The following is a 13,156-nucleotide window of genomic DNA, read 5'->3' on the forward strand; positions in this document are numbered from 1 at the left end:
TCTGCGGAGGGCCAGGCCCGCGGATCGATCCCGGTTACGGGCTGAGCAGCTGCGGCACGAAATCCTGCAAGGCCTTCGCCAATAGTGCCCGGTCCAGTTCGGGCTCGCGGGTCTCGCGCACTTTCAGCCCTTCAAACAGCAGCTGCAGCATCAGTGCGCGGGACGGAGCCAATTCGGTCGGCAACCCGCACCCGCCGCGTTCGGGGCTGTCGCTCAGCCACTGGGACAAGGCCTTGCGCAGGACGGTGTCGAAACCGTCCAGCGCAGCGGCGATGGTCGGGTCGCGGGTGGCTTCGGCGGACATTTCCAGCAGCAGCGCGGGGTTTACGCCGCGCGGGGCCGGATGGCAGGCGCGGCCGAAACTGCCGCTCATCTCGGCGATCATGTCGACTTGGCGGTTGAGCTGGACATCGTGCAAAAACAGTTCGAGCTGGTGCTGCACGATCGCCAGGATGATCTCGTTCTTGCCCGCGAAGTAGCGGTAGATCAGCCCGGCGCTCATGCCGGCGGTCTCGGCGATGTTGGCCATGCTGGCGCCGTGGAAGCCGTGCTCGATGAAGCACTTCTGCGCCGCAGCCAGGATCCGTTCGCGCTGGGCTTCGACGCGGGCTTCGCCTTTCGCCGCGACCAGTGCCTCCTCGATCATGGCCAGGGGGTCAGGGGTTTTGCTCATACCACCCGCCGCCGAGCACCTTGTACAGAGTGATCCGGTTGGCCTGCTCGGATAACAGGGTCGCCACCAGGGATTGGCGGGCTGCATACAACGTCCGCTGGGCATCGAGCAGGATCAGATAGCTGTCCCTGCCGGCGTCATAGCGGGCCTGGGAGAGATCGTGTGCACGGGTCGCTGCTTCCACCAGGGCTTGCTGCGCAATCCGCTGGTCGGCCAGGGTCTTGCTCAGCGCCAATGCATCGGCCACTTCGCGGAAACCGACCTGGATCGACTTTTCATACTGGGCCAGGGCGATATCGCGGTCGGCGGTGGCCACGCCCAGGTTGGCGCGCAGGCGCCCGCCCTGGAAGATCGGCAGGTTGACCCGCGGCACGAAGCTCCAGATGCTGGTGCCACCATCGAACAAGCCCGATAGCTCGGTGCTGGTGGAGCCAATGCTGCCGGTCAGGCTGATGGAGGGGAAGAATGCCGCGCGAGCCGCGCCGATGTTGGCGTTGGCCGCAAGCAACTGGTGTTCGGCGGCCATGATGTCCGGCCGGCGCAGCAGCACTTCCGAGGGCAGACCGGCGGGCAGGGCTTCCAGTCCGCTGACCTGCGGCTGGAATGCGTCAGGCAGCAATTCCGGCGCGACCGGGCTTCCCACCAGCAGGTTCAGCGCGTTGGTGTCCTGCGCCACCTGGCCGGCAAACCGGGCGACGTCGGAGCGCGCGGTTTCAACCACCGTGCGGGACTGGTTGACTTCCAATGCCGACAAGGCACCCAGCTCATGACGCTGTTGGGTCAGTTTGTAGGAGGTTTCCTGGGTGGCCAGTGTGGCCTCGGAGATCTGCAGCAGTTCGCGGTCGGCCGACAGGGTGAGGTAGGTGTTGGCAACCTCCCCGATCAATGCCAGTTGGGCGCTGCGACGGGCTTCCTCGGTGGCGAAATACTGCTGCAGCGCCGCCTGGCTGAGATTGCGCACGCGACCAAACAGATCGAGCTCGAACTCGGCAATTCCCAGGTTGGCGGAGTAGGTCTCGCTGGTCGTTACGTCGCCACCGATCCGCTCCATCTGCCCGGTCACGCCGAGCGATGGCATGCGGTCGGCCCGCTGGATCCGGTACTGGGAGCGGGCGCGTTCCACGTTGAGCATGGCCACCCGCAGGTCGCGGTTGTTCTCAAGCGAAAGCGCAATCAGCTGCTCCAACGCCGGATCGACGAAGAAGTTGCGCCAGCCGATATCGGCGACCGGGAGCGCAGTGGAGGCGCCGGTTGTCGGGGCAGGGGAGGACACCGAGGTGGTCGGCGGCAACGGCCACTCGCCGGCAATCGCCGGCGCCGCCTCGGGTACCCGGGGTTCGAGCATGGCGCAGCCGGACACGAACAGGCTCGTCGCCAGTGCCAGCGCGGTGATCAGTGGCTTATGCATGGTTGTCGTCTCCGGCTGCGAGGGCAGCAGCAGCGGGTTGGCGCAGGTCGCGGTTGAACAGCAGTTCGACCACCAGGAAGAACAAGGGCACGAAGACCAGGCCAAGCAACACGCCGACGATCATGCCGCCGAGCACACCGGTACCGATCGCATTCTGTGCGCCCGAGCCGGCACCGCTGGCAATGGCCAGTGGCAGCACGCCCATGCCGAACGCCAGCGAGGTCATCAGGATCGGCCGCAGGCGTTCGCGCACCGCGCGCATCGTTGCCTTGGTCAGTTCCATGCCCTCGGCCATGTAGTCCTTGGCGAAGGTGATGATCATGATCGCGTTCTTGCTGGTCAGTCCCACCGTGGTCAGCATCGCCACCTGGAAATAGACGTCGCGTTCCATGCCACGCATCGAGGCCGCCAGCACGGTGCCCAGGATGCCCAGTGGCGCCACCATCAGCACCGCGGTCGGGATCGTCCAGCTTTCATACAGCGCGGCCAGACACAGGAACACGATCAGCAGCGACAACGTGTAGAGCAATGGCGTCTGCGAGCCGGCCTCACGCTCCTGATAGGACAAGCCGGTCCACTCGATGCCGAATCCGCTCGGCAGTTGTGCAGCGAGCTGCTCGATGGTGTCCATGGCTTCGCCCGAGCTTTCCCCTGGCGCAGCCTCACCCTGGATCTGGACTGCGGACACCCCGTTGTAGCGCTCCAGACGCGGTGAACCATAGGTCCACCGCGAGGTGCCGAAAGCGGAGAACGGCACCATCTCGCCGGCGTTGTTGCGCACCGTCCACTGGTTGAAGTCCTCGGGCACCATGCGGAATGGCGCATCGGCCTGCAACATCACCCGCTTGACGCGGCCACGGTCGATGAAGTCATCGATGTACTGGCCGCCCCAGGCCGCCGACAAGGTGGCGTTGATGGTGGCAGTCGACAAGCCCAATGCACTGGCTTTTTCCTGGTCGATATCCAGTCGCAACTGCGGTGAGTCCTCCTGACCGTTGGGACGTACGTTGGCCAGCACCGGATTCTGGGCGGCCGCACCCAGCAACTGGTTGCGCGCCGCGATCAGTGCGTCGTGGCCGAGGCCGGCGTTGTCCTTGAGATAGAAGGCGAAGCCGGCGGCGGTACCCAACTCGGGAATGGCCGGCGGGGCGAAGGCGAACGCAAATGCATCCTGAATGGCGGAAAGCCCGATCATCGCGCGGCCGGCAATCGCGGTGGCGCTCGCCTCGTCGCTGGTGCGCTCGCTCCAGTCATTCAACTTGACGAAGGCCATGCCGTTGTTCTGGCCGGTCCCGCCGAAGCTGAAGCCCTGGACGCTGAATACCGATTCGACGTTCTCCTTCTCGTTCTCCAGGAAGTAGTTCTCCAACTTCTCCATGGACTCCATGGTCCGCTCCTGGGTCGCACCTACCGGGGCCAGGATCTGGGCGAACAGGATGCCCTGGTCCTCTTCTGGCAGGAACGAGCTGGGCAGGCGGATGAACAGCAGGCCCATCACCACGACCAGAGCCACGAAGATCGCCATGAAGCGCTTGGAGCGGCCCATGATGCCGTGCACGCCGCGCCGGTACTTCTTGCTGCTGTTGTCGAAGTGGCGGTTGAACCAGCCGAAGAAGCCGGTGGTCTTGCCGTGCTCGCCCTTGTTGATCGGCTTGAGCATGGTCGCGCACAGCGCCGGGGTCAGCACGATGGCAACGAGCACCGACAAGCCGATCGCCGAGACGATCGTGGCGGAGAATTGTCGATAGATGATGCCGGTCGAGCCGGACATGAAGGCCATCGGCACGAACACCGCCGACAGCACCAGCCCGATGCCGACCAGCGCGCCGGTGATCTGGGTCATCGATTTACGCGACGCCTCCAGCGGCGACAGACCTTCCTCGGACATCAATCGCTCGACGTTCTCTACCACCACGATGGCGTCATCGACCAGCAAGCCGATCGCCAGCACCATCGCGAACATGGTCAACATGTTCACCGAGAAACCCAATGCCGCCAGGATGCCGAAGGTGCCCAGCAGGACCACCGGTACCGCGATGGTGGGAATCAGCGTGGCGCGGAAATTCTGCAGGAACAGGTACATCACCAGGAACACCAGCACGATGGCTTCCAGCAAGGTGATGATGACGCCCTTGATCGCCACCCTCACGAACGGCGTGCTGTCGAATGGCGTGACGGTCGTCAGGCCGGGCGGGAAGAACGGCTCCAGTTCGTCGAGCGTGGCCTTCACTCCCGCGGAAGTCTCCAGCGCATTGGCGCCGGTGGCCAGTGAAATGGCGACACCGGTTGCGGTCTGGCCGTTGTAGCGGGAGATGAACTCGTAGTTCTCCGAGCCCATCTCCACCCGTGCGACGTCGCCCAGCTTGAGTACCGAGCCATCAGCATTGCTGCGCACCACGATGTCGCGGAACTGTTCCGGCGTCTGCAGCCGGTCCTGCGCGGTCACGGTGGCATTGATCTGCTGGCCCTCGATGGCCGGCGCGCCGCCGAGCGAGCCGACCGCGACCTGTGCGTTCTGCGCCTGCACCGCGGCGGTGATGTCGGCAGGAGTGAGGTGGTAGGTATCGAGCTTGTTGGGGTCCAGCCAGATCCGCATCGCGTACTTGGACCCGAACACCTGGATGGTGCCCACGCCGGGTACCCGGCTGAGTGGATCGACCAGGGTGGCGCCGACGTAATCGGCGATGTCGTCCTTGGACATGCTGCCGTCCTCGGACACGAAGCCGATCACCTGCAGGAAGCCACTGGCCGACTTGCTGACGTTGACGCCCTGGCGCTGCACTTCCTGTGGCAGCAACGGCATGGCCGACTGCAGCTTGTTCTGCACCTGCACCTGGGCGGTGTCGGGGTCGGTGCCGTTCTCGAACGTCAGGGTGATGGAGGCGCCGCCGCTGGCTTCACTGGTGGATGAGAAGTACAGCAGGCCGTCGAGGCCCTTCATGTTCTGCTCGATGATCTGCACCACCGAGTCCTCGACCACCTTCGCCGAGGCGCCGGGGTAGGTGGCGTTGATGGATACCGTGGGTGGTGCGATGGTCGGATACTGCGAGATCGGCAGGGTGAAGATGGCCAGCCCGCCGGCCAGCATGATGATGATCGCGATGACCCACGCAAAGATGGGGCGATCGATGAAGAAGTGTGCCATGAAGTTCTCCGCTTACTGCTGCGAGGCCGGGGCATCGGCCGCCGGCGTGGCCGCATCAGCGGGGGTGGCGGCGTCGGGGTTGGTGACCTCGGGCGCGCCGGGCTCTGGCGTGCCGGACTCTGGTTGGGCAGTCGCCGGCTCGGCACCCTCGGGCGCAGCTTCGCCGGTGGCCTGTTCGGCCTGCTCACCGGCCTCGGTGGCATTCACCGGGGCATCGGGCTGCACTTTCTGCAGGCCGGCGATGATGACCTTGTCGCCGGCAGCCAGGCCGCTTTCGACCAGCCATTGGTTGCCGACGGTCTGGCTGACCGTGACCGGGCGCACCTCGACCTTGTTCTCGGCGTTGACCACCATCGCGGTGGCATGGCCCTTGGGGTCGCGGGTGATGCCCTGCTGGGGTACCAGGATTGCGTTCTGGCGGATCCCCTTTCCGATCACCGCCCGTACATACATGCCGGGAAGCAACAGGTGATCGGGGTTGTCTACCACCACGCGCAATGAGTAGCTGCCGGTGCCGGGATCGACGCTGACCTCGGAAAACGCCAGCTTGCCCTGCTGGTCGAACGGCGTGCCATCCTCCAGCAGGATCGTCACCGGCAGGTCGCGCGCGCCTTCCAGCGTGCCTGCGGCCAAGTCCTTGCGCAGTTGCAGCAGTTCGCTGGCCGATTGGGTCAGGTCGACGTAGATCGGGTCGAGTTGCTGGACGGTCGCCAGTGCTTCGGGCTGGTTGGCCGTCACCAGCGCGCCCTTGGTGACGGTGGACTTGCCAATGCGGCCGCTGATCGGCGAGTTGATCCGGGCATAACCCAGGGTCACCTCGGCACTTTGCACCGCGGCCTGGGCAGCGGCGACCTCGGCCTTGGCCTGGCTCAGCGCCGCCGTGGCGTTTTCATTGTCCTGCCTGCTGATGGCATCGATCTTGACCAGTTCGGCCGATCGTGCGGCGGTCAGCTTTGCCGATACCAGGGTTGCCTGCGCGCGTGCGAGCTGCGCCCGGGCACTGTTGGCGTTGGCTTCGTAAGAGGCATTGTCGAGCTGATACAGCGCCTGACCCGCCTTTACCAGACCGCCCTCGGTGAACAGCCGCTTGTCGACGATGCCCGACACCTGGGGACGAACCTCGGCGATCTGGGAAGCGTTGGTCCTGCCCGGCAACTCCCGCGTCAGGGTCGCCGTTTCCGGCTTCATGGTGACCACGGTTACCGCGGCGGGCGGTGGCTGTTGCGACGCATCGTCTCCGCCACAGGCGGCCAGGGAAAAGGCGAGTGCTAACGGCAGGAGAACCAAGTGGCGTGGGGACCTGGACATGGGAGTAGGCTCAATGGGGAGAATAGAAAGAGGGCGGTCACGCCGCCCGAACCGCAGAAGAATGAACGGTCATTCTTTTTATGTCAATGGTGTGGTCGCGTGAAACTGAATGTGCGCTTGACGTTCCGTGAGCCATCACACACTTTCGATCGCCGATCTCGCGCGGGTTCATTTTGAATGACACCCTGAAGCCATCTGGCGATCACGTTGACGAGTTTCTGTGCGCATAGCGCGCGCAAGCATTGCAGCTGCCGGTTGAAGCTCATGTGAGCGCAGGGCTTCGTTGGAAATGAGCAGCCGGGAAGCTTTCGCTACTGTCCGGCACCAGGCCCAGTGCGGTCTGCAGTTCGCGTACTTCCTCGGTCTATTTTGGCCGCAGGCCTGGTCGGCGAACAGCGATAGCACCTGGTCGGCGAAGCCGGGGAAAGGAGCGGGGCCTGGCGGGACTGTCGCGATGACTCGATGTGCTCGACAAAGGCTCCGAAACACCTATACTTCAATAATTGAAGTAATAAGGTGTCGACAAAGTGAAAGTGAAGTCTTTCGCAGGAATGCGGTGCTCCATCGCGGGTGCACTCGAGCTGATCGGGGATCGCTGGACGCTGCTGCTGATCCGTGACCTGTCGCTCGGGCTCCGTCGCCATGACGAGCTGCGCGAGAGCACGGGCATTCCCACCGCCACGCTGGCGGCGCGCCTCAAGCATCTGACGCAGCACGGCATCGTCGAACAGTCGCGCTATCAGGAGCGGCCACCCCGGGTTGAATACCGGCTGACGGCCAAAGGCCGCGACCTGTGGAAGGTCAGCGTTGCCTTGCGCGAATGGGGCGACCGCTGGGATGCGAGCGGCTTTGGCGCGCCGACCGTGGAGACGATCGATCGCGAAACCGGGCGACCGCTGCGCCTGGCGCTAGTCGATCCCGAGACCGGCACGGCGGTTCCCCGCGACCGCGTCCAGCTTCGCCCCGGCCCCGGGGCCGACGACCGCGTTCGCCATCTTCTAAACAACCTCGCCACAGGAGCAGTCCAATGACCCGATCGATCGAACTCTTCTATGATTTCCGCAGCCCGTACAGCTACCTTGCCTTCACGCAGCTACATGAGATGGGCGTCGACATCGCGCTCAGGCCGATGATGGTGCTGAAGCTGATGGAGGAGGTCGGCAACGTGCCGACCACGCTCACCTGCGCGGCCAAGGGGCGCTACGCCCGCGACGATCTGGCGCGCTGGGCGCAGCGCTACGGCATCGCACTGAATCCATCCGACATGCGCGCGAACGATGGCGATGCCTGTTCGCGCGCCGTGCTGGCGGCGGCATCGCCGGCGGAGGCAATCGAGATAACGCTGGCGCTGTACCGCGCGTGCTGGAGCGAGGGCAGGACACTCGCCGCGAAGGACGACATCCTCGCCGTCATCGCCGCGGTCGGGATCGACGCCGACGCGATCGCCAAGCGGATCGACGCGCCCGAAACGATCGCGCAACTGGACGCCAACACCCATGAAGCCGCCGAACGCGGCGTGTTCGGCTCGCCGACCATGTTCGTCGGCGACGCGATGTTCTTCGGCAACGACCGTCTCGATTTCGTGCGCGAACATCTCGCGCACCTGGAGCAAGCAGCATGACCGACAAGACCACCAAACCACTCGCCCTCGTTACCGGGGTCGGCCCCGGCACCGGCGCTGCCCTGGTGCGGCGCTTCGCCGAGGGTGGCTACCGCGTGGCGATGCTGGCGCGCAATGCCGATCGCCTGGCTGCGCTGGAAGCGGAGATACCCGACACGATCGCGGTGCCGTGCGACGTGACGGACCGGGCCGCGCTTGAGCAGGCGATCGCCGATGTCGGAATGCCGAAAGTGGTCGTCCACAACGCAGTGGGCGGTGCGTTCGGCACGTTCATGGAGATCGAGGCGGAGACGCTGCAGAAGAACTTCGACATCAACACGATGGCGCTGTTCAACCTGGCCCGGCTGACCGCCCCGGCGATGGTGGCGGCCGGCGAGGGCGCGCTGATCGTGACCGGCAATACCTCCGCCCAGCGCGGCAGGGCGGGCTTTGCCGGGTTCGCGCCGACCAAGGCGGCGCAGCGGATCCTGGCCGAATCACTGGCCCGTGACCTGGGGCCGAAGGGCGTACACGTCGCCTATCTCATCATCGATGCCGTAATCGACGTGCCGTGGCAGCGCGAGCGGCTGCCCGATACGGCGGACGATTTCTTCATCTCTCCCGCCTCGATCGCGGGCGAGGTCTTTCACCTGGCACATCAGCCGCGCGACGCGTGGTCGTTCCTCGCCGAAGTCCGGCCCTTCCACGAGCCGTGGTGAGCGCCGTGGATACGTGGGGAGACGGCGCGCTCAACGGCCTCGAGCAGCTTCGCGCCCTGATGGTGGCCGGAGCCAACCAGCCGCCGATGGGCGAAACGCTCGGCTTCACCTTGGTCGAGGTCGATCGCGGCCATGCCGTGTTCGAAGGCGCGCCTGATCGGACCGTCTACAACCCGCTCGGCTCGGTGCACGGCGGCTATGCGGCGACACTGCTCGACAGTGCCTGCGGCATTGCCGTCCACAGCCAGCTCGACGCCGGGCGCGGGCACACCACGCTCGAACTGAAGGTGTCGTATCTGCGTCCGCTGACCGACAACAGCGGGACGGTGCGCGCCGTCGGCCGCGTTGTCTCGATGGGACGGCGCGTCGCTTTTGCCGAGGCGACGCTGCATGACGGCGACGGCCGCTTGTGTGCGACGGCCACGTCGACGCTGCTGGTATTCGACCTCGCACAACCCGAATAAGGCGGCAGAAATGAACAAGACGATGAGTGGACTGGAACTACGATCGCTGGCGACGTCCGATGGACAGCTTCGGCTGAGCCTGGAGACGGTCGTGCTGGATGAGCCCGGCCCGGATGAGCTGGTGGTGCGGGTCGAGGCCACACCCATCAATCCATCCGACCTTGGGCTCCTGCTCGGCCCTGCCGATGTATCGACCGTCCGGGCCGAAGGCACGCCGGAGCGACCGGTGCTGGTCGCCGACATTCCGCAGCAGCGCCTGGCGGCCATTCGCAGCCGGCTGGATCAGTCGTTGGCGGTCGGCAACGAAGGCGCGGGCACCGTCGTCAAGGCGGGCCGCGATGTGCAGCACTTCCTTGGCAAAAAGATCGGGATGCTGGGCGGTGGGATGTACACGCAGCTGCGCAAACTGCGTGCGCGGGACTGCATCCTGTTGCCCGATGACGTGGACGTCTCGGACGGAGCGTCGATGTTCGTCAATCCGCTGACGTCGCTTGGCTTCACCGAGACGATGAAGGCCGAGGGGCACAGCGCCATCGTGCAGACCGCCGCCGCTTCGAACCTGGGCCAGATGCTCAACAGGATCTGCCTTACGGATGGGATCGGGCTGGTCAATATCGTGCGCAGCGACGCGCAGGCGACGATTCTGCGCGAGATCGGCGCACGCCACATCGTCGACAGCACGTCGCCCGACTTCCAGGCCGAGCTGACGGAAGCGATCGCTGAAACGGGCGCCACCATCGGCTTCGACGCCATTGGTGGCGGCACGCTGGCCGGCCAGATCCTCCAGGCGATGGAAGCCGTCGCCAGTCGCGGCGTCACCACCTACAACCGCTACGGCTCGGACGCGTTCAAGCAGGTCTATATCTACGGCGCCCTGGACACGGGGCCGACCGTGATCGATCGGACGTTCGGTTTTGCCTGGAACGTCGGCGGATGGCTGCTTTTCCCGTTCCTGCAGAAGGCGGGCCAGGAGGTCGTGACGCGGATGCGTCAACGCGTCGTGGATGAGCTGACAACGACTTTCGCCAGTCATTACACAAAAACCATCAGCCTCACCGATGCGCTCCAGCCAGACATCCTGGCCGCGTACGAGCGCAAGTCGACCGGCGAGAAGTATCTGATCAACCCGTCCTTGTAGAAAGGGCTGTTCTGCCCGCTTTCATGACCGAAAGCGGACAGCCTGGAGCCGCGAACGCGGTCAAGGTCTGAGGCGCTGGCTGCTGGGGAAACCTCTGACTCTGACGCCGGTTTCCGTCATGTGCCCGTCCGCTGCGGGCCGCCGTCGAGCCAGGCCGGCTCCTCGGCATACATCTCGCCGATCAAGCGCTTCACTAGATCGATGTCGCTCGAGTGGTCGTTGGCGCGGTAGCTGATGATGATCGGCGAGGTGGCGTGATCGTCCGCCAGCTCGCGATAACACAGGTCGGTGCGCAGGAGCCGCACCGAGCTGGGGATGATGCAGGCGCCCATGTCCGCCGCGACCAGGCCCAGGGCGGTCTGCAGTTCGCGGACTTCCTGGGTCTCTTTTGGCCGCAGGCCCTGGTCGGCAAACAGCGAGAGCACCTGGTCGGCGAAGCTGGGGCGGGGTTCCTTCGGGTAGACGATCAGGGTTTCGCCGGTGACCGCACTCAGCGGTAGCGGGCCGGTGCCGTCGGCCAGTGGGCTGGTCGGGGGCAGGGCGACCACCAGCCGCTCTTCGCGCATCACGATGCGCTCGACCGCCGGGTCGATCGCGCGGACGCGGCCGAAGCCGATGTCGATCCGTCCGGTCTTCAATGCCTCGATCTGGTCCATCGACATCATTTCGAGCAACTGGATGTCCAGCTCCGGGCGCTGTTGGCGGAGCCGGCGCACCAGCAGTGGCATCCCGCTGTACAGCGTGGAGGCGACGAAGCCGATCGAAAGCACGCTGCGTTCGTTCCGGCCGGTGCGCTGGGTCGCGGTTTTCATCTGTTCCACCCGGGCCAGGATCTGCAGGGCCTGCTCGCGGAACACCCGGCCTGCGTCGGTCAACCGCAATGGCCGGCTGTTGCGCAGCAGCAACTGCACGCCCAGTTCGTCCTCCAACTGCTGGATCTGGCGGCTGAGCGGTGGCTGGGCGATATGAAGTTGCTCGGCGGCGCGGGTGAAATTGCGCGTTTGCGCGACCGCGACAAAATAACGTAGCTGCCGGAGCTCCATTCAGCTTTACCTTCGATTGGGGTATGAGGTGGATGTTGCAGCGCAATAAGTGCCGCATTCGGACGTTGTGCAGGTAGATCATACCTTTTGGGTATGAAACAAGACTGTAATAGTCTTGGACTTGCCGCGCGGCAGAGTCGAAGAATCGGGGCATGCCAAATATCAGCCATCCCCGTCAGCCGTCCGTTCGCATCGAACGCGTCGAGACCCTGCTGCTGGATATCCCGACCATTCGGCCGCATCGGATGTCGGTCGCGACCATGCATGCCCAGACCCTGATGCTGGTTCGGATCCACGCCACCGACGGCAGCGTCGGCATCGGCGAGGGCACCACCATCGGTGGCATGTCGTACGGGCCGGAAAGCCCGGAAAGCATGAAGCTCGCCATCGATACCTACATCGCGCCGCTGCTGAAGGATGCCGACCTCTCGCAGGTGCGTCTGCTGATGGCGAAGATCGGCAAGCACGTGAAGGGCAATCACTTTGCCAAGTGCGCCGTCGAAACCGCATTGCTGGACGCCCACACCCGACGGCTGGGCATACCGCTGTCGGAACTGTTCGGTGGCCGCGTGCGCGATCGCCTGCCGGTGGCGTGGACGCTCGCTTCGGGCGATACCGCGCTCGACATCGCCGAGGCCGAGAAGATGCTGGCCCTGCGCCGCCATGACGTGTTCAAGCTGAAGATCGGCATGCGTGCGGTGGCCGACGACGTCGCCCACGTCGCCGCGATCAAGCGTGCGGTTGGCGACCGCGCCAGCGTCCGGGTCGACGTCAACATGGCCTGGAGCGAGACGGCCGCCGCGCGTGGATTGCCGGCGCTGGCCGATGTCGGCTGCGATCTGGTCGAGCAACCGACGGCGACTGCCGCTTCGCTGGCGCGGCTGGCCCGGCGCTTCCCGATTCCGCTGATGGCCGACGAGTCGGTCGGCACCCCGAACAGCGCCTACGAGCTGGCGCGTGCCGGCGCGGCCGATGTGTTCGCGATCAAGACCGAGCAGGCCGGCGGCCTGTTCGCCGCGCAGCAGATTGGCGCGATTGCCGACGCCGCCGGCATCGAGCTGTATGGCGGCACGATGCTGGAAGGCGCGGTCGGCACCGCTGCCGCGGCCCATGTCTTCAGCACCTTCCCGAACCTGCAGTGGGGCACCGAGCTGTTCGGACCGTTGCTGCTGACCGAGGAGATCCTCACCCAGCCGTTGGATTACAGCGACTTCCAGCTCACCGTTCCGATCGGCCCGGGCCTGGGCATCGACCTGGACGAGGAGCGGGTGCAGTTTTTCCGCCGCGACGCGGTGCGCCGGACAGTCAGTGTCCCCGGCGCGGTCGCGCCTGCTTCCTCCACCCAATCCCAAGGAGCCTGACCATGCTTTTTCATGTCCGCATGGACGTGCGCATCCCGCGCGACCTTCCCGCCGACACCGTCGCCACGCTCAAGGCCGACGAGAAGGCGCTGTTCCAGCAACTCCAGCAAAGCGGCAAGTGGCGCCACATCTGGCGCGTCGTCGGCCAGTACTCGAACGTCAGCATCTTCGACGTTGAAAGCAGCGCCGAGCTGCACGAGCTGCTGATGGCGCTGCCGCTGTACCCCTACATGCAGATCGAGGTGATGCCGTTGTGCCGTCACCCGTCCTCGATCCACGCCGACGACCGCTGAGTCG

General features: G+C 65.3%; 12 protein-coding genes. 7 read left to right on the forward strand and 5 right to left on the reverse strand.

The features are described from left to right. Positions 1-34: 34 nt before the first annotated feature. From ACW7G6_RS02160 to ACW7G6_RS02175, 4 genes are read right to left on the reverse strand one after another with little or no spacing between them, the layout of a single operon-like run. A complete protein-coding gene (locus ACW7G6_RS02160) occupies positions 35-673 on the reverse strand; it encodes a TetR/AcrR family transcriptional regulator (RefSeq protein WP_456997467.1) in 639 nt (212 codons plus the stop codon). After that, the gene (locus ACW7G6_RS02165; RefSeq protein ID WP_456979248.1) at positions 657-2,081 is read right to left on the reverse strand and encodes an efflux transporter outer membrane subunit; all 1,425 of its coding nucleotides are present in this window, start codon (positions 2,079-2,081) and stop codon (positions 657-659) included. Before ACW7G6_RS02165 ends, ACW7G6_RS02160 begins: the two co-directional genes overlap by 17 nt. After that, on the reverse strand, positions 2,074-5,226 hold the full coding sequence (locus ACW7G6_RS02170) for an efflux RND transporter permease subunit (RefSeq protein ID WP_456997468.1): 3,153 nt from the start codon (positions 5,224-5,226) through the stop codon (positions 2,074-2,076). The genes ACW7G6_RS02165 and ACW7G6_RS02170 overlap by 8 nt, the downstream gene beginning before the upstream one ends. A gap of 12 nt (positions 5,227-5,238) precedes the next feature. Beyond that, on the reverse strand, positions 5,239-6,534 hold the full coding sequence (locus ACW7G6_RS02175) for an efflux RND transporter periplasmic adaptor subunit (protein WP_456979250.1): 1,296 nt from the start codon (positions 6,532-6,534) through the stop codon (positions 5,239-5,241). Between the two features lie 527 nt (positions 6,535-7,061). Here ACW7G6_RS02175 and ACW7G6_RS02180 point away from each other — a divergent pair. From ACW7G6_RS02180 to ACW7G6_RS02200, 5 genes are read left to right on the forward strand one after another with little or no spacing between them, the layout of a single operon-like run. Continuing rightward, positions 7,062-7,565 carry a winged helix-turn-helix transcriptional regulator gene (locus ACW7G6_RS02180; protein WP_456997469.1) on the forward strand — a complete coding sequence of 168 codons (504 nt, stop codon included), beginning with the start codon at positions 7,062-7,064 and terminating at the stop codon, positions 7,563-7,565. Next, positions 7,562-8,155, forward strand: a complete 594-nt coding sequence (locus ACW7G6_RS02185) for a DsbA family protein (RefSeq protein WP_456979258.1) — start codon at positions 7,562-7,564, stop codon at positions 8,153-8,155. The genes ACW7G6_RS02180 and ACW7G6_RS02185 overlap by 4 nt, the downstream gene beginning before the upstream one ends. Further along, on the forward strand, positions 8,152-8,853 hold the full coding sequence (locus tag ACW7G6_RS02190; protein ID WP_456979259.1) for an SDR family NAD(P)-dependent oxidoreductase: 702 nt from the start codon (positions 8,152-8,154) through the stop codon (positions 8,851-8,853). Before ACW7G6_RS02185 ends, ACW7G6_RS02190 begins: the two co-directional genes overlap by 4 nt. Continuing rightward, positions 8,850-9,317, forward strand: coding sequence for a PaaI family thioesterase (locus tag ACW7G6_RS02195; RefSeq protein ID WP_456997470.1), 468 nt, complete (start codon positions 8,850-8,852; stop codon positions 9,315-9,317). Before ACW7G6_RS02190 ends, ACW7G6_RS02195 begins: the two co-directional genes overlap by 4 nt. After that, positions 9,244-10,455 (forward strand): zinc-binding dehydrogenase, encoded by a 1,212-nt coding sequence (locus ACW7G6_RS02200; protein ID WP_456997471.1) that lies wholly within the window; start codon positions 9,244-9,246, stop codon positions 10,453-10,455. Before ACW7G6_RS02195 ends, ACW7G6_RS02200 begins: the two co-directional genes overlap by 74 nt. Before the next feature lie 116 nt (positions 10,456-10,571). On the opposite strand, the gene ACW7G6_RS02205 is transcribed toward ACW7G6_RS02200, so the two are convergent. Then, positions 10,572-11,498, reverse strand: coding sequence for a LysR family transcriptional regulator (locus ACW7G6_RS02205; protein WP_456997472.1), 927 nt, complete (start codon positions 11,496-11,498; stop codon positions 10,572-10,574). A 152-nt stretch (positions 11,499-11,650) separates the two neighbouring features. On the opposite strand from ACW7G6_RS02205, the gene ACW7G6_RS02210 reads away from it, so the two are divergent. Together ACW7G6_RS02210 and catC are read left to right on the forward strand one after the other, a co-directional pair. After that, entirely contained in the window at positions 11,651-12,859 is a 1,209-nt protein-coding gene (locus ACW7G6_RS02210; RefSeq protein ID WP_456997473.1) for a muconate/chloromuconate family cycloisomerase, read from the forward strand. Positions 12,860-12,861: 2 nt separating this feature from the next. Then, positions 12,862-13,152 carry a muconolactone Delta-isomerase gene (gene catC / locus ACW7G6_RS02215; RefSeq protein ID WP_456997474.1) on the forward strand — a complete coding sequence of 97 codons (291 nt, stop codon included), beginning with the start codon at positions 12,862-12,864 and terminating at the stop codon, positions 13,150-13,152. The last annotated feature ends 4 nt before the right edge of the window (positions 13,153-13,156 follow it).

The sequence above is a fragment of the Lysobacter sp. A421 genome, from assembly GCF_054052145.1.